This is a genomic window from Prosthecobacter sp., from assembly GCF_049294395.1.
In the GTDB taxonomy this organism is placed as follows: domain Bacteria; phylum Verrucomicrobiota; class Verrucomicrobiia; order Verrucomicrobiales; family Verrucomicrobiaceae; genus Prosthecobacter.
The window spans coordinates 98,251-119,642 of the sequence record NZ_JBAQCR010000004.1 but is presented as its reverse complement, the minus strand read 5'-3'; the positions used below and the strand labels follow the sequence as shown (position 1 = coordinate 119,642).

Genomic DNA, 21,392 nt, shown 5'->3' with positions numbered 1-21,392 from the left:
ATCCAAATGAACCGGCGCCTTCAAGAGTGCCGAAGCGTGCTGCGCCACAGAGAAGAAGTGATCGTCTGCGAGTTCTGGCTGCTGGAGGCGTATTCACCCGTCATGACTCGTTTCCTTGTCCTCATCACCTTCGTTTGGATATTGAATGCCTCCGCCGAGGACTGGCCGCAGTTCATGTTCAACTCGGCCCATTCTGGCAATGCGGTGGCTCGTGACATCGACGCGGAAAAGCTGCACCTGCAGGGTGCGTTGTCGATGACGGACGGCATCTTCACCTCTCCAGTGATTGCGGAGGGCAAGGTGTATGTCGTGGATGGATCGGGTTACGCCGCTTGCTTCGATGCCGCGACGCTGAAGGAGGTGTGGCATTTTCAAAGCAAGGGCGGGAAGCAGAACGTGAACAACGTGAGCTCTCCGGCCATCGTGGGCAAGCACCTGCACTTTGGCACCGCAGCGGGAATCTATTACGTGCTGGATCGCAGCACCGGCGCGGTGGTGAAGGAGATCGACTGCGGCGAGCCGATCTTTAGTACGCCGGTCATCGGCAAGGACCGTGTCTATTTTGCCACGCTCGGCGCGCAGGTTTATGCGATCACGAACGAGGGCACGGTGAAGTGGAAATGGGACTTCGTGAAGGAGGTGGTCGGATTCGACGGCAACCGCTGGAGCGGGGAGGAGTGGGCGAAGTTTTGTGAGAAGCGGATGCTGGCAACGCTAAAGCCGGGAAGCAAGCCCACCTCCAGCGACGGACGTGTCACGTGGAAAGATCACTTCGTCTGCTCGCGCGACATCTGCCTCATCCGGGGGAACACCGTCGTCATGCCAGCGGGAGGGCGCACTCTGTTCATCGAAGACACGGCTGACGCGCCGAAGCTGAAAGCCACGGGCGAGATTCCAGAGTGGTCCGGCAAGGAATTTCCCGCGACCTTTGGCCAGAGCGCGGATGATGACGGCAACGTGTATGTGCAGTGGCACCGCCGCGACAACGCGGGCCGCGTGGACATCATGCGGCTGGAGGGTGACACGCTGACCACCGGCGACTTCGTGCCAGGCACGGACACGAACATCCGCATGGACGGCCTGCTGAGCTTTGCACCTGTGGCGATTCGCGGGAAGGACGTTTATCGGGTGCGGCCTGAAAACGAACGGGGAGTCATGCGCCATCGGCTGGGCGCCAAAGATGACAGAGGCGAAGTGCTGACGATGGGGGGATATATCGCCCCACCTGTGCTTACCAAAAATCACGTCATTGTGGGAGATCTGAATGGACGCCTGCACATTGAGCCTATTGCAGAACATCTTGCGCGCGCCAGCTCCATCGAGGTCTCGGATGCAGCGATCTCCGCCCCGGTGGCGGTGGCTGATGGTCGGATCTATGTGCCCAGCGAGGACGGCCGAGTCCATGTTTTTGGTCCCAAGAAAGCCGAGACTGGAAAACATGACCGGGACGACATTGCCAAAATACGCAGCCCGCTCACCGGCAAGCTGGCCGTCTCCGAGTACGACTGGTACACGAACTACGGCAACTTCGCGGGGCAGAACTCTAATAACCAGGGCATCACGCCACCGTTGCGCATGCGCTGGGCGCGGCGTCTCGAAGGCACGGTGAAGCATCTGCCAGTGTGTGGCGGCGGACGAATCTACACGCACACCGCTGAGGGCCAGATCATCGCGTGCGAGCAGGACACGGGCCGGCTGCTGTGGCGGCGCTGGTGGCCGGATGTGTACCTGTCTTTCACATCCCCGCTGTTCATCGACGGCAAGCTCCTGATCCCGCAGGCAGGCATTAAAAAATCCTTTGTCCGCTGTTTGGATGCCGCCACTGGGCAGATGCTCTGGGAGGCGCCCTTCACAGGATCACCGAGCTGGAGCCGGCAGTTTCCGCCGGTCGTCGCCGGAAAGATCGCCATCTATGCCAGCGGCACCGGCGACTACGCACCGCAAGGAAGCGAGAAGCCATGGACCTTTGGCGGAGCACCGGTCAAACCCGCCGACGGGCATGATGTGATGAGCTTCATCTATTCCAATGACAATCCGTACTACCCCACGAACCACCACCCGCGTGTCTGGGCCTGGGATCTCGACACCGGCAAGGTGGTATGGGAGAAAGACTTTTCCGATCAAGGCCGCGGCGGCAACGACTGCGGCATCTGCATCCTTGACGGCAAGCTGTATTACTCTGTGTTTTTCGGCTATGACGCCGACCAGCGCGCGCGCCGTGGGCAGCCGGTGGGAAACAACGGTCTCACGGTGTGCATCGAGCCGAAGTCAGGCAAAATCCTATGGCAGACCAACGACTATTACGTCACCGCCAAATGCACGCTGAGCGCACGCGACGGCAGGCTCTACATCGGCGGGTACAACAAGGCGGACGCAGGCACGGAGGACCGCTTTGTCTGGTGCCTTGACGCCAACACCGGCAAGCTCGTCTGGAAATCCGACGCCGTGACCTCGGCGCTGAACGTGGTCAGCGTCGGCGAAAGATTCATCTTTTCCAACGCGCTTCGCGGCAAAGGCAACATCTTTGACCGCGACACCGGCAAGGTCACCTACAGCATCCTCACGAACTATGCGTGCTGCCGCTTCACCCTGAGCGAGCCGTATGTCCTGGGCGCAAACATGGACATGATCGACCTCTCGCAAGAGGGCAAGCTGGTCTCCACAGGACCAGCCATCGATTCACGCGAATGCCTCGGCGCGGTGGTGAGCAACGGCCGCATCTTTTATACCTCACAAGCGAGCGGTTTTGTCGTGTCGCAAACGTATGGGCCGGAGTCCAAGGAACTGCCGCCAGCATGGGAGGTGCGGAGCGCTGTCAAACCTTGATGAGGATGCGTGCAACGTTCACTTTACCCAGCGAATGCACGATGGCATCGGCATCTCGACTGGAGCGCCGGTGGCTGTGATTTTCCCGCTCGTGGCATCAATCCGAAATACGACCACGCTGTTTCCCGGCATGTTCGCGCAGAGAAGCCATCGGCCATCCGGGGTGATGAGCAGGTTCTGCGGCCCTTTGCCGAGACTGGGATCGATGGAGAGCAGTGTGAGTCTGCCATCGTCACCTATGCGATACGACGCGATGCTGTCGTGACCCCGATTTGTGCCGTAGAGAAACTTGCCGTCGGGGGTGATTTTCAAATCAGCCGTGTAGCTCTTGCCACTGAATCCGGAGGGAAGCGTGGCGACGGTCTGCCGCTCAGTGAGCGTGCCGGATGCGACGGTATAATCAAAACAAGTCACCGTGTTTGCCAGTTCGTTGATCACGTACACATGCCTGCCGTTCGGATGAAAGGTGATGTGCCGCGGACCGGATCCGGGCTGCATCTTCGCAAAGGGCTGGGCCTCATTTGGCGTGAGCTTTGCCTTGGCCGCATCAAGTTGGTAAACCAGGATCTTGTCGATGCCCAGATCGGCAGCGAGAGCGAAGCGGTTGTCTGGACTGATGACGATGCTATGCGCATTGGGTCCCTTCTGGCGCTCGGGATCAGTGCTGGAGCCGCTGTGCTGCACAAATGTGGCTGCCTCTCCCAGCAGACCATCCTCTTTCACCGGCAGCGACGCGACACTTCCTGACGCATAATTTGCCACCACCACGGTCTTTCCCGTGGCATCGACATTAAGGTAACACGAAGCTGTTCCAAGCGCAGACTGCTGATTCAGCTTCTTCAGCCGGCCGGCACGGCCTTCAAGAGCGTAGGCCGCCACAAATTCATCATCCGCCCCACCGAACTTATCGGCATTGATCGCATAAAGGAAGCGTTGGTCGGGCGAAACAGCCAGGAAGAACGGATTCTGAATATCAGTGGTTCGATGCAATGGCTGCAATGCGCCTGACTTCGAGTCGAAGCGAAACGCATGAATGCCAGCTTTGTCCCCCGAGGCGAACGCGGAGATAAACACCACAGGCTCTGCCGCCGAAAGCGTGACGGAGGCCATGCAGAGAGCAGCTAGAAGTGAGGACGTAAAATAGCGCATAATGGAATGATATGCCTCACGCAAGAATGCCAGTCACCACATCACCGTACACGTCTGTCAGACGGAAGTCGCGACCGGCATAACGATAGGTGAGCTGTTCATGATCAAGGCCGAGCTGATGCAGAATGGTGGCATGCAGATCATGAACATGAACCTTCTTTTCAACGGCATTCATGCCGAGTTCATCGGACGCACCATAGGCAAGGCCGCCTTTGATGCCGCCACCGGCCAGCAGAGTGCTGAAGGCGGTGTGGTGATGATCGCGACCACGGCGCATGGGATCGACCTGCTTGTTTTTGTCCTGCGTTTCCTGCGAGTAGGGCGTGCGGCCAAACTCACCGGTCCAGACAACGAGGGTGTCTTCCAACAGACCGCGCTGCTTGAGATCGCTGATGAGTGCGGCGGAGGCGCGGTCACTGTCGGCACAGAGCTTGGGGTGATTCTTGTAGTGGTCGCTGTGCGTGTCCCATGGCTGGTTGCTGCTGCTGGTGTAATAGACGCTGATGTAGCGCACGCCGGATTCGGCAAGACGACGCGCGAGGAGGCAGGAGCGGCCAAAGGGGGTGTCGCCATACATCTCGCGCATCTTTGCGGGCTCGCGACTGATGTCGAAGGCATCGCTGGCGGCGCTCTGCATGCGGTAGGCGGTTTCCATGGCCTTGATCTGGCCTTCGAGCGCCTGGTCCTGCTCGCGCTTGGCGGCGTGCAGGTGGTTGAGCTTTTGAATGAGGTCGATCTGGCGCCGCTGCTGCGCGGGGGCGAGCACGGAGTTGCGCACGTTGGCGACGAGCTTGTCCACGCTCATGTCGGAGGTGATGACACCGGTGGCCTGATACTCCGAAGGCAGGAAGGAATTGCTCCACAGGGCGGGGCCCACCACGATGTTGGGAGTGGGCCTCAGCACGACGAAGCCGGGCAGGTTTTCGTTTTCACTGCCCAGGCCATACAGCACCCATGAGCCCATGGACGGGCGGATGGGCTGGAGGTTGCCGGTGTTCATCATGAGCAGCGCGGGCTCATGATTTGGCACATTGGTGTGCATAGAGCGGATGACGCAGCAGTCATCAATGATGCTGCCCAGCGCGGGCAGGCTCTCGCTGACCTCGATTCCACTCTGCCCGCACTTGTGAAACTGCAGAGGGGATGACATGAAGCCGCTGGTCTTCGGCGCTTTGTAGAGTTTGCCGGAAGGCTGCTGGCCTTCGTATTTTTTCAGCGCCGGCTTCGGATCAAAAGTATCGATGTGCGAGGGCGCACCGTTCATGAAGAGGAAGATGACCCGCTTGGCGCGCGGAGTGATCTGCTGTTTCACTGCGGCACCGGCCTGCGAACCCATCATGCCCGCAAGGCCGATGGCACCAAAGCCAGCCGAGAGACGATGGAGGGCTTCGCGCCGGGTGAGCTGCGCGGGGTTGGGATCAGTCCACATAGAGCATTTCATTGGTGGCGAGAAGCGCCTGCGCGAACTGCTCCCACGCGTTGGGGCCGGATTCGGTGGCGGGCTGCTGCAAAAAATCACGGGCGATGGCGAGCTCCTCCGCCTCGGGCTCGCGGGCAAACAGGAGTGTGTAGGCGTGGCGGATGCGGGCGGCATCATCGCCGCCGGTTTCCTGGATGCGCCGGGCGAGTTGTTTGGCCTGCTCGATGATGAAGGGGCTGTTCATCACATAGAGCTTCTGGGTGGGCGTGGTGCTGGTGCTGCGGCGCGCGGCATGGACGTTCGCATCCGGATAATCAAACAGCATGAGCGTCTTGTTCAGCTCACGACGGCTCACCTGCGAATAGATGGTGCGCTTGTGATGCGTGGGTTCGTCCAGATTCTGCGACTTGCCGCCCTCGAGCGTGAGCGTGCCTGCGGTGGCCATGATGGCATCCCGCCAGGACTCAATGCCGAGCTGGCGGCGGTTCATACGCCAGAGATGATCGTTTGCTTCATCGAGCTGCGCATTGGCCGCACTGCCGCTGCTGCCCTGGCGATAGGTGGCGGACATGACGAGCTCGCGCATGAGGCGCTTCACGGACCAGCCGTTCTGCATGAAGCGCAGCGCGAGATCGTCGAGCAGTTCGGGATGCGTGGGCTTGTCTCCGGTGGTGCCAAAGTTGCTCGGAGTGCGCACCAGCGGCCTGCCGAAGAGCAGGTCCCAAACCCGATTCACCATCACGCGGGCGGTGAGCGTGTTGGTGGGATCGGTGATCTGGCGGGCGAGCTCGGCGCGGCCGCTGCCTTGCTGAAACTTCACCGGCTCATCCTTGCTGAGCACCTGCAGCCAGCCACGCGGGACATTGGGGCCGGGCGTCTTAACATCACCGCGATCATAGACGGGGAGGTCATGCGGATTCACATCACGCACGATGTGCAGGGTGCCGGGGTCCATTTTGTCGGCCAGCGTTTTGCCGTCCTCATCCTTGCCATCGGGGCGCAGGTTCACCATCTGCATGGAGGCAAAGACACCGGCCATGGCGTAGTAATCGCGTGCGGTGATGGGGTCGAACTTGTGATCGTGGCAGCGTGCGCAGGCCACGGTTAGGCCGAGGAAGGTCTGCGACACGGTGTCCACCTGCTCCGACCACTCCTCCGCCTGCACATCGAGCTGGCCGCGGGCATACAGCTTGTGCCCGAGACCGAGAAAGCCGAGCGCCGCCAAGTCAGCCTTGTTCTGCGGCTCGATCAAATCCACCGCGAGCTGCTTCTGCACAAAGGCATCGTAAGGCAGGTCGGCATTGAAGGCGGCGATGACCCAGTCGCGATACCGCCACGCGTTCGGATAGGCGAAGGAGGAATTGTTGCCCACCTGATGAGCCTGATCTTCGGCATAGCGGGCGAGGTTCAGCCACATGGCGGCCATGCGTTCGCCAAAGGCTCGGCGGCTGAGGAGACTGTCCACAAGCCGCGCGTAGGCGTCCGGGCGTGTGTCATTCACAAAGGCATGTAATTCTTCAGGCGTGGGCGGCAGGCCGGTGAGGTCAAAGGTGGCGCGGCGGATCAAAGTGCGTGCATCGGCCTCGCGCGTAGGCGTGAGCTCGGCGGCCTCCATGCTGGCGAGGATAAAGCGATCCACACGCTCGCGCGGCCAGGAGGTTTCCTTCACCTTCGGCAGGGCCTGAGCCTTGGGCGGAACAAAGGACCAATGCTGGCGTGCTTTCGTCCAGTCAATCGGCGCAGGCTCCGCCCCCTGCGTAATGACGCAGAGCAGGAGCAGCGTGGTGATGGTTTGAAACGGGGCGTTTGGCACCCGGACAGTACGCACGCAGGAGCCTTCTTTTACGCTCGATAATCGCTGCTAGGCAATAAGCCCCTTCACCACCTTGGCCGGGTTCACGCCGGTGAGGCGGAAGTCGAGGCCTTGGAAGCGGTAGCTGAGCTTGTTGTGGTTGAGGCCGAAGAGATGCAGGATCGTGGCGTGGAAGTCGTGGATGGACACGGGATCACGCGCGACGTGCCAGGCAAAATCATCCGTCTCGCCATGGACTTGGCCGCCTTTAATGCCGCCCCCCGCCATCCAGAGGCTGAAGGCATAGGGATGATGATCCCGGCCTGTGACCTTCTTGAAACCTTTCCGATTTTCGCCCAACGCGGTGCGGCCAAATTCGCTGCCCCACACGACGAGCGTGGTATCGAGCAGGCCACGTTGTTTGAGGTCTTTGAGCAGTGCCGCGATGGGCTGATCCACCATCCCGCAATTGTGCGCGAGCTGGGGATCGAGGGCGCTGTGGTGGTCCCATGAGGCGTGGATGATGTTCACGAAGCGCACGCCGCGCTCCACCATCCGCCGTGCATTGAGGCAATGCCGCGAAAAGGTCTGGTAGTTGCCGATGCCGCCGAGGTTGCTCTTGATGGGAGGCTCGATGCGGTTCACACCATAGGCATCCAGCGTGGCCTGGGATTCACCGCTCAGGTCCACCAACTCCGGGGCGGCGCTCTGCATGCGGAAGGCGAGTTCGTAACTGTTGATGCGGGCCGCTATCTCAGGATCGCCGATGTGCTGATGCTGCAGCTTGTTCAGGTCGTTGAGCGCACGGATGCTCGCCGACTGCATCTCTGGCGAGATGCCTGCGGGATTGCCCAGGTTCAGAACAGGCGAGGCGCCATTGCGAAACATCACTCCAGAATAGGATGATGGCAGGAAGCCGCTGGACCAGGTGGAACTGCCACCTGGCAGCCCGCGACCTTTGCTGACCATGACGACATAAGAGGGCAGCTCCTGCGACGGATTGCCGAGACCATAGGTCACCCACGAACCCACGCTCGGGCGCCCTAGGCGGGATTCGCCACAGTTCAGCATGAGCTGGCCCGGCAGATGGTTGAACTGCGTGGTGTGCATGGAACGCACCAGCGCAATGTCATCCGCGCAGGTGGCGATGTGCGGCAGCAGATCGCTGATTTCCATGCCGCACTGGCCGTGCTTTTTGAAGACGCGGCTGGTGCCCATCACCGTGGCCGTGTCTTTCTGCAGGAAGGCAAACTTCGCATCCCCTACGATCGAATCGGGCAGCGGCTGGCCATCGTATTTGTTGAGCAGGGGCTTCGGATCAAAGAGATCCATCTGCGAGGGGCCGCCTTCGAGGAAGATGAAGATGCAGCGCTCCGCCTTCGGCGCAAAATGCGGACGGCGTGTGGCCAGAGGATCGGCCGGGATGTCCGCGTCCGCAGCGAGCAGGCCATCCTGTCGTAGCAATGAAGCCAAGGCGAGCGTCCCGAGGCCACAGGAACTCGTCGCGAGGAAATCCCGACGGGTTTGGGTGATGTAATCCTGTGGCGACATGAGGGTCAGGCCAGTTCCTTGATCGACTGGAATTCGTTATCGACCAAGTAGTGCGGCCGACCGGAGAAGTCAGACACCGTGCTGGTGTGAGGATTGATACCCAGATTGTTGTAGAGGGTGGCGAAGATCTCCTGGAAATGCACAGGCCGGTCCGTGGCTTCGCCGCCGAGGCGGTCCGTGGCGCCGATGACCTGGCCATTCTGCATGCCGCCCCCCGCGAGCAACGCGCAGGACACATTGGGCCAATGATCACGTCCACCTTTGTCATTCACGCGCGGCGTGCGCCCGAATTCGCCCCAAGCGAGCACGGTCACATCCTTGTCCATGCCACGTTCATGCAAATCCTCCACGAGGGCGGAGATCGCCTGATCAAAGTCCGGCAGGTTTTCCTGCGCGTTCTTGAAGTTCTGCCCGTGCCAGTCCCAGAAACTGTAGCTGAGTGTCACCACTCGCACACCGGCTTCGACCAGCCGACGCGCCAGCAGAAACTGCTCATTGAGGCGCGGCGCGGCATCGCCCTGGATTTTCTCAGTGCCTTTGCCGTAACGCTCGCGGACCTTGGGAGACTCTTTGGAAAGGTCGAGGGCATCGACAAGCTGCGAGGATGTCAGAATGCCATAGGCCTGCTGACGGAAGACATCGATGCCCGCCATGGTGCCCGAAGCATCCGTCTCGCGGCGGAAAGTGTCGAAGGCGGAGAGCAGTCCGCGCCGATCACCCAAGCGCTCCAAGGTCACACCGTTGAGTGACATGTCCTCTTTACCCCGCTCCAATGGCATGAAGGGCGCATGCGCCACGCCGAGGAAACTCGGGCGCCCTTGATTGTATGGCGTGTGCTTCATCTGCTGCGAGAGATTTACGTATCCGGGCACAGTGGGTGCGCCGCCTTTGAGCTTGGACACCACGCTGCCGATCTCCGGCCAGCCGCCCGGAGGCGCATTATTGCTTAGGCGACCCGTCACACACTGAAAGCTCTCATGCCGGTCCTTCGCTCCCACGACGCTGCGAATGAAAGTGAGCTTGTCCGCCATCTTCGCCATGCGCGGCAGGTGCTCGCTGATCTGGATGCCTGAAACATTGGTGCCAATGGGCTTGAACGGACCACGCACTTCCGACGGCGCATTCATTTTCAGGTCATACATGTCCTGATGCGGAGGACCGCCAGGCAGATAGACAAGGATGAGCGCCTTTTGTGATTTGCCAACTCCCTGCGCCGACTCCGCACGCAGCAGTTCTGGAAAGCTCAGGCCTCCGAGACCGAGTCCGCCGATACGCAGAAACGAACGTCGCGAAAGGCCATCGCAGTAGCGGTTGGCGGGCTGTTTGGAGAAGAGAGTGAGCATGGGGTCTAAACGGCGGCAGGGCTGAAGGTGTTGCGGTGGCGAGGTGAGGAAAGGAGGCTATTCACGATTGATGAACTCATCCAGGTTCATGAGCACCCGCGCGACAGCGACGAGCGTGGCGGCTTCGATCTGATCGGGCACGGGAACAAAGGTGCTGGTGTTGCCAAGGACATCCAAGGTTTTCGCACCACCCTTTTCCACACGGGCTTTCTGTTCGCTGTGAAATCCGGCAAGGCGCTTCATCTCTTCCGCGCGCGGCGAACGGTTGAGCGTCCATTCAAACAGGTGACGCAGGCGGCTGGCCGTGTCATGAGGTGACTCACGAATCGCGCGCAAGGCGAGCGCCTGCGCGGCTTCCACAAAGACGCTGTCGTTCATCATGGCGAGAGCCTGAAGCGGTGTGTTGCTGCGTTCACGCCGCACGCAGGCGTCTGCGGCGTCGGGTGAATCAAAGGTGGTGAGAGTGGGATACAGCACGCTGCGCAGGGTGATGATGTACAGACTGCGACGGTAGATCTCATCGCCAGGGCTGGCCTGCCAGTTTGATGAGCGCCCCACATCAAACACATCTTCAGGCAGTGGAGGCCGGAAGCTGGGGCCGCCGATGGTGCGTTTCAGCAGGCCGCTGACGGCGAGCGCGGAGTCGCGCAGGATTTCGGCGTCCAGGCGGATGCGATTTTGGCGGGCGAGGAGGCAGTTCAGCGGATCGAGTTCAACGATGTCTTCACGGTGTGCCGAGGACTGGCGGTAGGTGGCGCTCATCACGATGAGCTTGATGAGTTGCTTGCGGCTCCAGCCGTTGCGCATGAATTCAGAGGCCAGCCAGTCGAGCAGATCGGGATGAGATGGCGATTCGCCAGCGGTGCCGAAGTCATCCGGCGTTCGCACGAAACCAAAGCCGAAGAGCTTGCTCCAGATATGATTCACCGCGACGCGGCTGGTGAGCGGATGCTGCGGCGCGACAAGCCAGTGCGCGAGATCAAGTCGGCCGGGCTCCGGCTGAACGGGCTTTGCCATCGGCGGCAACGCGGAAAGGCTGGCAGGAATGACGTCCGGACCGCGGCGGGTGTAGTCGCCCGCCAGATGGACATAGGTCTGGCGGCGATCTTTGTCCGCCTCGGCCAGGGCCTGTGCCTTGGTCTTCGCATCGTCACGGTCCACGGTGTTGTCGAAGAAGGCGTAGAAGCTGTAGTAGTCGCGGATGGTGATGGGATCGTATTTGTGCGTGTGGCACTGGGCACAGCCCACGGTGAGGCCCATCCAGACGCGACCAGTCGTATTGACGCGATCGACGAGATTTTGATAACGCGCCTCCTCCTTGTCCACACCTGCCTCGGTGTTGAGCGCGGCATTGCGATGAAAGCCGGTGGCGGTGATTTGATCCGTCGTGGGTTGCTGCAACAGGTCGCCAGCGATTTGATCGATGGTGAACTGATCAAACGGAAGGTCAGCATTGAAAGCACGAATGACCCAGTCACGATAAAGATAGGCGTTGGGGCGAAGGCCATCACCGAGGAAGCCGTTTGAATCCGCGTAACGCGCCATGTCCAGCCAGTGGCGCGCCCAGCGCTCGCCAAAATTCGGCGAGGCGAGGAGGCGGTCCACGATCTTCTCGTATTTTTGTTCCGACCAATCGGAAAGAGCCGCGAGATCTGACGGAGATGGCGGCAGGCCGGTGAGATCGAGATAAACGCGGCGAATCAGCGTGGCAGGTGAGGCTGCGGGTGCGGGCTTGAGTCCATGCGTGCGGAGTCTGGCGGTAATGAAAGCATCAATGGGATTTTTACCGTCCGACTGCGGCACGGCGGGACGCTTGATCGGTTCAAAAGCCCAGTGATTCTGGTATTCAGCGCCTGCGGCGATCCAACGTCGAATGAGGTCGCGCTCGATTTTGGTAAGCTGCTTCGGCGACGAAGGCGGCGGCATCACGTCATCGGGATCGGTGTGGGTGATGCGTTTCCACAGTTCACTCGCCTCGGGCTGGCCGGGCTTGACGGCCACCTTCACAGCCTCGGCACGCACATCCAGACGCAGATCGGCCTCGCGCTTGTCTTCATCGGGACCGTGGCAGGCGTAGCACTTTGCGGCGAGGATGGGGCGTATGTCGCGATTAAATTCCACACGCGGTTCTGCAGCGAGAGCGCTGCAGGAGACCATGATGACGAATGGAATAACGAGACGCATGGCTAACTTATCAGCAGTTCACGGAAAGGCAGAGTCTGCGTAATCTTGGTGCCGCCGTCTTCACCGATAACTTTCGCCGTGATCGTGGCAGCGGCCCAGTCAATGCGCAGATGGCCGACGTTGGGCAGGTGGTAGGTCTGGGGAATGCAGCGGTGCTGATTCGGCGTGGGGGTGCCGCGCGGATGCTTCTGTGTCATCGAGCTGGTGGTGAAGTCGAACACGCCATTGTGCGAGAACTCGCTCCAGTGGCGGTCGCCGCTTAAAATCACCGCCGTCTGCCCCTGCAGAAGTTTCAGCAGCCGCTGCTGCTCGTGCGGCATGTTCGCCCAGCATTCACCGCCATGTGCCTGCGGGGCAAACTGGATGCTGGACACGATGAGGCGGAGTTCCGCTGGCTGCTGAAGCACCTGGGCGAGCCAGCTCCACTGCGCGTCGCCCAGCATGGTGGCGGCAGTATCATCCGTGGGCACGTAAGAGCCGCCGAGCATGGCCTTGTCCTTCGGCACTTTTTTGAGCGGACTGCGAAAGTAGCGTGTGTCCAGCATGACGACCTGCACGCGCTTGCCGGCCGGGCCGAAGGTCTGCGCCTGATAAACGCCCTCCTGCTGACGGCGTGGTGATGTGACGGGCTCGTCGAGCCAGTTCCAGAACTCCACCTGCGCCTCCTTTTTGTGCGGGTAGCTCCCGCCACCGTCGTTTTCGCCAAAGTCGTGATCATCCCAGGTGGCGAGGATGGGCTTGTTTTGCAGGCCTTTGAAAAAGCGGCTGTTTTTAAGCAGCGCGTACTTTTCCTGCATCATCGGGATTCCGCCTTTGTCAGCATAGATGTTGTCACCCATGAAGATGAAAAGGTCACGCGGCAGCGTGAGGGTGCGATCGAGCATGGGATGCTCATGCGTGTCCAGGCAGGAGCCAAAGACGATGTCCTGCAGTGGAGAGTCATCCGCTGCATGGGCAGCAGCCCAACCGATGGCAGGAAGGGTGGCGAGGAAATGGCGGCGGGTCTTGAGCCTGGGCATAGAAGGGGGTGCTGAGTTCATGGCACAAGCTTCGCCGCATCTTGTTTCGCCTTCACCAGCACCTCTGCCAGCGCGACAGGTTTGCCGCCTTGGCGCAGGCTTTCATCAGCTGCCTCCATGAAGGTGAATATTTCGATCGTCTCGGCTTCACTCACCGGCGGCTCTCCAGTACGGAAGAACTTGCCGATCTGGCGGCACAGCGCCTCATAGCTGATGGTTTTGGCCCCCTGACGCACGCCTTTGCTGCCATAAACTATGGCACCGAATTCGGACTTTCCCCTCACAATTCCACGATAGGTGCCAATCCGCCCATCCTTCCACACGCCCGTGACTTGATCGGTGATGGGGCCTTTGCTGCGTGACACGGTTTCACATCCAGTTCCCATGAGCGTGAATAGGGATTCGATGCCGTGAATAGCGTAGAAAAACAAGTCCGGCGTGCCGCTCTGATATGAACACGGCCCCCAGGTGGTGACACCGAGGATGTCGCCAATTTCCTCATTGTCTTTCAAGGCGAGGAGATCGGCGCCAAAACGTGAGGATGAACTCGACCAGGTCTTGACGTGGTGCTTTTTCGCGAGCTCAAACAGAGCGATGGTTTCTGGAAGAGTGCCAGCAATGGGTTTGTCGATGTACATGAGTTTGCCCGATTGAAAGACCTCACGCGCTTCTTTCAAATGGATGCGGCCATCCACGCTCTCAATCAGCACGACATCGACCTTTTCGAGCAGCTTGGAAATGGAGTCCACAATCTCCACGCCCATGCCGCTCACCTGCTCGGTGAATTTGGCCACGCGGTCTTTGCTGGCAGGCATGTCTGTGCCACCGGGATAACCCGCCACCACCTTGATGCCTGCGAGATCACCATCGGCCTTCGGATTGTTGAAGAGCTTGGTGAACGCGGGCACGTGTGAGGTATCGAGACCGATGATGCCGGCACGGAGTGGCTTGAGCGCCTCCTGGGAGAGGACGGAACCTGCAAGACTGAGGAAGAGAGCCGCTGCGAGCGGAAGAACCTGTTTCATAATGGCTTACACTTACGCAATGAAGTACTGAGGTTGATCAGGTCATCAGCCCCTGAATGTCGATCAAGTGCAACTGGCGCCCTTGATCGGCATGCGGAGCGTCGATGCAAACCCACCGTTCGTCACGGCTCGAACGCGGGTGACTGTCCACACGCCATTCGCCGGAGTATTCGCGGGGTAAGTGGAACTCGCCGAGGTCGATGCGTTTGTTGGTAGCGATGTGATACAGGTGTGGCGTCTGGATGCGGCGCACGCCTTTAGGATAGGTGTCGTTCAGAATCCACTCGTTGTGGCGCAGGTAGGTCAGGTGGCCGCCACTGTCGAGAACGCCATGACCTATCTCCTCAATGATGCCGCTGTCCTTGTCTTCGAAGAGGAAGTCGCCCCACTCCTTGTTGCCGAGCCAGTCTTTGGCCTGGGAGAGGATGTGCGTGGCATCGCGCCAAATGAAGTGCGAGGCGTAGCCATTGGGAATGACGATGCGCAGATCGCTGCCGTCCATATTGGCCGTGATCAGGCGGGTCAGATGCCCGCCCTTCGGTTGCGTCCAGCGATGCAGCATGATAAAGCGTTTGCCATCGGGGCCGACGAGAAGGTGGTAAGCGTGATGCTTCGAGTCGGGATGGTTTTCCATGACCACGCCGGTCTTGGCGAGCAGTTCGTGCGAGACGATGAGCTTCTCCTTACCGGTTTCGAGATTCACGTGGGTGACACCGCTGCCCGCAGGCGCCATGTCATCGAAGAAGCGATCCTTGATGCCGGCATAGCCGTAGCCGGGCCGGCAGTCGGCCACGCGTGAGAAATCACAGCTCACGGCTTCTTTGCCATTCGGAGCCAGCGCGTAGATGGGGCTGGGAATCGTGTGCTTCTCGCCCGTCTTCACATCAAGGATGTGACTCACGAAGCGATCCTTCTCACGATCATTCCAGATCACCTTGGATTCGGTGCCGGGAATCCATTGCAGCATGCAGCCCTGCTGCCAGCACCAGGCGCTGGACTTGCCGAGAGGGATCCATTTGTCTTTCTCCTGCAGATCGACCATGCCGACTTCGATCTCATCGTCCGCTGTTGGAGAGCGATGTTCGAAGCTGGCCTTGTTGCTGAGCACAAAGCGGTTGTCCGGCGAAAACTGGAGCTTGTCATAGTAGGCGAACCAGTGAAACCCGGGGCCTTTGGTGATGACACGCGTTCGCGGAAACTTGGGCGCATCCTGCCCACGTGCGACGAGCGATCCGAGAGCGAGCGTGGAGAGAAACTGACGGCGGTTGGGGGATGAGGTCATGGCTGTAAAAAAGTGACAATCTGCTATTTGGCGGCCTTTGCATCGAGCTCCGCCAATTTGAAACGGACGCTCACGATGTAGGAAGCCTCGCCTTCCGTCCAGTGGCCGTAGGTGGTGGTGACGATGGTGCCGTCTGGCAGCACTTCGATGCCAGGATAGGTACAGTCGGCGCCTTTGGTGTTGTCCATGATGCGCACCCGATACTGGCCCTCGGTGCCGTTGACGATGTCCTCGTATTTGCCCACCCAGCCAACCCAATCGCCTTTCGTGGGACTAACGTGTGTGGTGTCACGGAAGCTGATGAACAAACGGCCATCGGGCGTGTATTTGGCGACGTGCCGATCTCCCGTGAGCGCAGCAGGCAGCTCCTTCGGCTCGCTCCAGGTCTGGCCTTCATCGTTCGAGAAGATGACGAACGAATTGTACTTCCGTGAATTTTCACGCAGCAGCACGGCAATCTGTTTTCCATCCGGCGAGCGCAATGCACCCGGCTCGCAAAGGTTGGCATCTGGCAGCATGGCGATGGGTGTGGGCGCACTCCAGGTGAGGCCACCATCTTTGGAAAGCGTGGTGTAAACCCAAAAGCGCCATGCCTTGGCCGGTGTACCACGGATAAAGCGACCATCATCATGAAAGAAGGCCAGGTAATGCCCCGGTGTTTTCAAGTCGATCACCGTGCCCATGGTGACAATGCCGCCAAAATTGCCGATGGGATTCAATTCGCTCCAGTTTGCCCCATCATCCTCGGTGACAGCCATGCGAATGGGGTAAAGGCCGCTGAACATGATGATGCGCTTCTTGCCACTGGCATCCACCACGCGGTGCAGCGTCGGCACCTCCACGGAGGTCTCCCATGATTTTGGCGTCGGCAGCCGCTCGCTCCACGTCAGGCCCGTGTCGTTGCTGCGCTTGTAAACGATGGGTCCGCGCCCGTGTCCTTTCGGGTAGACGATGAGCATGGTTTTGTTGTCTTCGAGCAGCAGCGTGGTCGGATGACCGAGGTACTGGCCCTTCTCCTGATCCACGATGACCTGGCGCTTTTTATCACCGCTGATATCGACGATGGGAATCGTGTAGCCCGGCGCGAGCTTTGTTTTGAGATTTTTCGGCGGCACCAGAGTGACGTCCGTCTTTTGCAGCCCCGTTTGGGCTAGCACGGAAGTGAGCAGCAGTGGGAAAAGGATGACTAGGGATCGACGATGCATGCAAAGCAAACGGACAACCTCGCGAAGGCTTTGCAAAGGAATCATCCTGGTGAAGCAGACTCACCACCCACAACGATCAAGCGCCCAGCAGTTTCGTCATCGGATGCCCCTCGTTCTGATCGATGCGTTCGGGGCGTCCTTTGTGGTTGTAGACGAGCTTGGTGTGATCCAGGCCCATCAAATACAGGATGGTCGAATGGATGTCATGCACATGCAGGCGGTCTTCAATGGCATAGAGGCCGAGGTCGTCGGTGGCACCGTAGGTCTGGCCGCCCTTCACGCCGCCACCGGCCATCCACATGGTAAAGCCTGTGGGATTGTGGTCACGGCCATCGCCCTGCTCGCTCATGGGGGTGCGGCCAAATTCACCGCCCCAGATGACGAGCGTTTCATCGAGCAAACCACGAGCCTTGAGATCGGCAAGAAGGCCGGCGATGGGTTTATCAACGGCATTGCAGAGCTTCGAGTGATTCACCTCGATGCCCTTGTGGCTGTCCCACTTGCTGCCGGCACCGCTGTAGAGCTGGATGAAGCGCACACCGTTTTCGACGAGGCGGCGGGCGAGCAGACAGTTGCGGCCAAACACAGCGGTGGCCTCGTTGTCCATGCCATAAAGCTGTTTCGTGGCCTCGGTTTCTTTGCTGAGATCCACCGCCTGCGGTGCCTCAGCCTGCATCTTGTAGGCGAGTTCATAACCGCGGATGCGGGCATCGAGCTCGGTGTTGCTGGCACGGGATGCACCGTAGTCGCGGTTCAAGGCACCGAGCAGGTCGAGCTTGTCGCGCTGGCGCTTTCGGTCCACGCCCTTGGGATTTTCGAGGTATTTGATCGGCACGCCGTCAGAGTTGAACTCCACCCCCTGATACACGGCGGGCATGAACCCGTTGCCCCAGTTGCGCACGCCATTCACCACGGTGGCTTCACTGTCTTTGATGACCACAAATCCAGGCAGATTCTGATTTTCAGAGCCAAGTCCATACGAGGCCCAGGCACCGAGCGAAGGGCGCCCGCCAAAGACGGAACCGGTGTTCATGGAGCACACACCGCCGGCATGATTGATGCCGCTCGAAGCACAGGAATGAATCACGGCGAGGTCGTCAGCATGCTGCGCCACGTTTTGAAACCAGTCCGAGATCCACAGACCACCCTGGCCGTACTGCTTCCAAGTGCGTTTGCACTCGAGCAGCGGCGATTTGGATTCACCCATGGCGGTGATTGGCGGCTTGAAGCTCGCGGGCAAGGACTGGCCGGCGAGCTTGTTCAGCAGCGGCTTGTAATCAAAGGTGTCGAGATGGCTTGGCCCGCCTTCCATGAACAGGAAGATCACGCTCTTGGCCTTCGCCGCACGCTGCGGAAGCGTGGTGGCTGCGGAGGCGTTTTGTTCACCCATCAAACCGGCCAGTGCCACGGCACCAAAGCCGCAGCCGGCGGTTTGCAGAAATTCGCGACGAGTATTGGGAATGTCGAATCGATTGCAGCTCATGATGTTAGTGAAGGTAAAAGAACTCGTTGGTGTTCAAAAGGACCTGGCAGAGATCATTCATGGCCTGATGGAAAGGATCGTCCGCCTCAACCGTTTTCGCGTCCGAGCCCGACCACGCCAGCTGCGAAGTCAGCGGATCGGCAGAACGCCAGATGACGAGACCGGCCGCCCATTTCTCAGCGTCTTCATTGAGAGCCTTGTCATCCAGCGCGCCACTGGCCACGCGTAGCGCCTCGATCCGGCCATCCCACTGGTGCGTTGGGGCACGCTTGTGCAAACCGCCTATCACAAGCTGCGAAGAGCCCATGCTGAGTTTCGAACGAATGTCCATGGGTACCACTGCAGTCTGCGCGGCAGCACCCGCCGTGTCGAGATCACGCACGGTGAAGGTGACGGTATGACCCACGCATGAAACACGTGCAGCAATGTGATAACGACGTCCCAGTTCAATATGGATGTCAGATGGCACGACCTGATAGCCGATGTTGGAGTTCTCATCCTCCCCAACCACCTGGATGATGACATTGCGCGGCTTGTAGCGTGATTTTTCACCTGTCACCCCAAGGCTCCAGCCAAACGCCTCCAGACTGTCCTTCCCGCCAAACCAACGCGAAGCGATGGTGCGCACCGAAGCATTCACATCAATGCTGTTGAGGCTCGCGATGGCCTCCACGGTGAATTCATCGCCTTCCTTCTCGCCGTTTTGGACAATGAGGCGCTCATGCGGAGAGTTCTCCTTGAAAGCGCCGCTGCTTTCATCCGCATCGTTCGAAGCCACCGGCGCAGTCGCGGTTCCAGCGCGTTTCTTCAAAAAGGATTCCGCCTTTTCGCGTTCAATTTTCGTCGGCAGGCGACCCAGCACGGCGAGCCAGACATCATCAATGTTTTCCACGCGTCCAGCCAGCTTGCGCGCACGGGCCAGCAGCCAGTCGCCATTGAGCAGTTGCAGCGCCTGCGTCGGCGTAGTGGTGCTCTGACGTTCAGCCGTGCTGGCAAAACCGGCGGGCGCATCGAGGGCGCGCAGCAGCTCGTTCTGATTGTTGCGCTTCTTCATCGTGTAGATGGAGCGGCGCGTGCCGTTTCCATCTTCTGAGGGGCCACCGGATTTCGGATCAAGTTCACCGCTCGCAGCCAGCAGCGCGTCGCGCACCTGCTCCGCATCAAGGCGGCGAGGATTGAAGTGCCACAGGTAATGGTTGGATGGATCGATCTGCGCGATGGCGGAGGTCGGCTCGCGGCGCGCCGTCTGGCGATACGTTGCGGAGAGCATGATCTCACGGTGCAGAGGCTTCAGATGCCAGCCATTCGCAACGAACTTGGTAGTCAGGTAATCGAGCAGTTCGGGATGCGTGGGTTTTTCGCCCAGCTTGCCAAAGTCACTCGCCGTCGCGACGATGCCGCGGCCGAAATGATACTGCCATACACGGTTCACGATGACGCGTGTGGAGAGCCGGTTGTCCGGGCGCGTGATCCAGTTTGCCAGGACAGTGCGGCGGCCGGTGGAGTTGCCGATGGGCTTGATCTCGGGCTCCTTCGGCTCCAGCAAGGTGAGAAATCCGGGCGCGATTTCCTGCTCACCTTTGCGCGTCTTGAGCGCTACTGAGGGTGCTTTAGTCCCGGCATCCGTCGCCACAAAAGCATCCAGCAAAGGCTTCGGCTTGAGTTCGTCGAATTTCTTCAACTCCTCCGCCAGCGCTTTGTATTCCGCCTTTTTTTCCTCCGTCTTGAGGCTTTTCATCGGATCGAAGGTCTTGCGCTCGCGCTGCAATTGCCGCTCGCACAACCCGGCGAGCTGTTTTTCCAAGGCCTCGCGTTGCGCATCTGGCTTCCGCACCATTTCCTGCAAATCTTCGGTGAAACGTGTCAGTGCGCGCTCCACCTTGGGCTCGACCAGAGGCTTTGTCAGCGCGTCCATCTTGGCGCGAATGTCAGCAGTGGCGGTCTCCCACTTGGCCTGCTGCTCATCAAAAGCTTTCTTTTCAGCAGGAGTCGCCAGCTTCATGTCATCGCGCCATTGCACCGGGGCGAGGAAGGCACGCAGACGGTAGTAGTCCTTCTGCAGGATGGGATCAAACTTGTGATTGTGGCAGTGCGCGCAGCCCATGCTCAGGCCGAGGAAGAGCTCGCCGGTGGTGTCTGTCATGTCGGTGAGAATGATGTCCCACTGACCCTTCACATCGCGCTGGTTCCATTCGTACACCGGATTGCGCAGGAAGCAGGTGGCTATCAGTACATTCGGATCATTCGGCGCGATCTCATCACCCGCGAGCTGCTCGCGCACGAACTGGTCGTAGGGTTTGTCGTCATTGAAGGATTTGATGACGTAGTCGCGGTAGGGCCAGACCGATGGGCGATACTCATCTGCATTGTAGCCGTCGCTCTCGGCATAGCGCACAAGATCGAGCCAGTGCTGCGCCCAGCGCTCTCCGTATTGAGGACTGGCCAGCAGTTCATCCACCAGCTTTTCATAAGAACGCGGGTCCTTGTCATTTACAAATGCATCGATCTGCTCGCGAGTCGGCGGCAGGCCATGCAGATCAAAATACACGCGTCGGACCAGCTCGTTGCGGTCCGCTGCCGTAGCCGGGTCGAGTTTCATCTCCATCTGTTTCGCCAGGACGAACCGGTCAATGTCGTTGCGCACCCATGAGCTCTTCACTTTGGGCGGTGAAACTTTCGCCACCGGTTTGAAGAACCAGTAGTTCCGCTGTTCTTCGGTGAATCCGCCCTCCGTCACGACGACTTTCTCAGCCGCATCCTGAGGCCAAGGCGCGCCCAGCTTGATCCACTTTTCCAGAACGGCGATCTCAGTGTCAGGCATCTTGCCACCGTTGTTTTTAGGCGGCATCTGAAACTCTTCGTCTTTATAATGAATCGCCTCGACCAAGGCCGACTTCTCCGGATGGCCAGGAATCAAGGCGGGGCCGGTGTCACCGCCCGTCTTCAAATAGCCAATGTTGTCCACACGCAGGCCGCCTTTCTGCTTGGTGTTGCTGTGGCATTCGAAACAGCGTTTCACCAGAATCGGGCGCACCTCGTTTTCGAAGAATTTCATGGCCGAACGCACTGCGTCGTCGTCTGCAGCAGACAACACTCCTGCAGTGTGGCAGGTG

Annotated in this window: 13 protein-coding genes; 1 reads left to right on the top strand and 12 read right to left on the bottom strand. The window is 59.7% G+C overall.

All coding sequences use genetic code 11. From position 1 onward, the window contains the following. Positions 1-36: 36 nt before the first annotated feature. Positions 37-2,826 carry a PQQ-binding-like beta-propeller repeat protein gene (locus tag WAW39_RS00550; RefSeq protein WP_422314678.1) on the top strand — a complete coding sequence of 930 codons (2,790 nt, stop codon included), beginning with the start codon at positions 37-39 and terminating at the stop codon, positions 2,824-2,826. Positions 2,827-2,844: 18 nt separating this feature from the next. On the opposite strand, the gene WAW39_RS00545 is transcribed toward WAW39_RS00550, so the two are convergent. The 12 genes from WAW39_RS00545 to WAW39_RS00490 all read right to left on the bottom strand — a co-directional run bounded on the left by WAW39_RS00545 (position 2,845) and on the right by WAW39_RS00490 (position 21,334). Beyond that, complete coding sequence (locus WAW39_RS00545; RefSeq protein WP_422314676.1) at positions 2,845-3,936, bottom strand: lactonase family protein; 1,092 nt, start codon at positions 3,934-3,936, stop codon at positions 2,845-2,847. A 55-nt stretch (positions 3,937-3,991) separates the two neighbouring features. Beyond that, positions 3,992-5,404 carry a DUF1501 domain-containing protein gene (locus WAW39_RS00540; protein ID WP_422314674.1) on the bottom strand — a complete coding sequence of 471 codons (1,413 nt, stop codon included), beginning with the start codon at positions 5,402-5,404 and terminating at the stop codon, positions 3,992-3,994. Continuing rightward, positions 5,394-7,208, bottom strand: a complete 1,815-nt coding sequence (locus WAW39_RS00535; RefSeq protein ID WP_422314672.1) for a DUF1549 and DUF1553 domain-containing protein — start codon at positions 7,206-7,208, stop codon at positions 5,394-5,396. Before WAW39_RS00535 ends, WAW39_RS00540 begins: the two co-directional genes overlap by 11 nt. Positions 7,209-7,256: 48 nt before the next feature. Then, complete coding sequence (locus tag WAW39_RS00530) at positions 7,257-8,738, bottom strand: DUF1501 domain-containing protein (protein WP_422314670.1); 1,482 nt, start codon at positions 8,736-8,738, stop codon at positions 7,257-7,259. Positions 8,739-8,743: 5 nt separating this feature from the next. Further along, positions 8,744-10,081 carry a DUF1501 domain-containing protein gene (locus tag WAW39_RS00525; protein WP_422314668.1) on the bottom strand — a complete coding sequence of 446 codons (1,338 nt, stop codon included), beginning with the start codon at positions 10,079-10,081 and terminating at the stop codon, positions 8,744-8,746. A 57-nt stretch (positions 10,082-10,138) separates the two neighbouring features. Further along, positions 10,139-12,265: a PSD1 and planctomycete cytochrome C domain-containing protein gene (locus WAW39_RS00520; protein ID WP_422314666.1), complete on the bottom strand. Its 2,127-nt coding sequence runs from the start codon at positions 12,263-12,265 to the stop codon at positions 10,139-10,141. Positions 12,266-12,267: 2 nt separating this feature from the next. Continuing rightward, the gene (locus WAW39_RS00515; protein ID WP_422314664.1) at positions 12,268-13,284 is read right to left on the bottom strand and encodes an alkaline phosphatase D family protein; all 1,017 of its coding nucleotides are present in this window, start codon (positions 13,282-13,284) and stop codon (positions 12,268-12,270) included. Between the two features lie 17 nt (positions 13,285-13,301). Continuing rightward, entirely contained in the window at positions 13,302-14,309 is a 1,008-nt protein-coding gene (locus WAW39_RS00510; protein WP_422314662.1) for a Gfo/Idh/MocA family protein, read from the bottom strand. Positions 14,310-14,346: 37 nt separating this feature from the next. Further along, positions 14,347-15,591 (bottom strand): hypothetical protein, encoded by a 1,245-nt coding sequence (locus WAW39_RS00505; RefSeq protein ID WP_422314660.1) that lies wholly within the window; start codon positions 15,589-15,591, stop codon positions 14,347-14,349. A 23-nt stretch (positions 15,592-15,614) separates the two neighbouring features. After that, the gene (locus WAW39_RS00500) at positions 15,615-16,748 is read right to left on the bottom strand and encodes a sialidase family protein (RefSeq protein ID WP_422314658.1); all 1,134 of its coding nucleotides are present in this window, start codon (positions 16,746-16,748) and stop codon (positions 15,615-15,617) included. Positions 16,749-16,872: 124 nt separating this feature from the next. Then, complete coding sequence (locus WAW39_RS00495) at positions 16,873-18,279, bottom strand: DUF1501 domain-containing protein (RefSeq protein ID WP_422314656.1); 1,407 nt, start codon at positions 18,277-18,279, stop codon at positions 16,873-16,875. Positions 18,280-18,283: 4 nt separating this feature from the next. Next, on the bottom strand, positions 18,284-21,334 hold the full coding sequence (locus WAW39_RS00490; protein WP_422314654.1) for a DUF1549 domain-containing protein: 3,051 nt from the start codon (positions 21,332-21,334) through the stop codon (positions 18,284-18,286). Between the last annotated feature and the right edge of the window lie 58 nt (positions 21,335-21,392).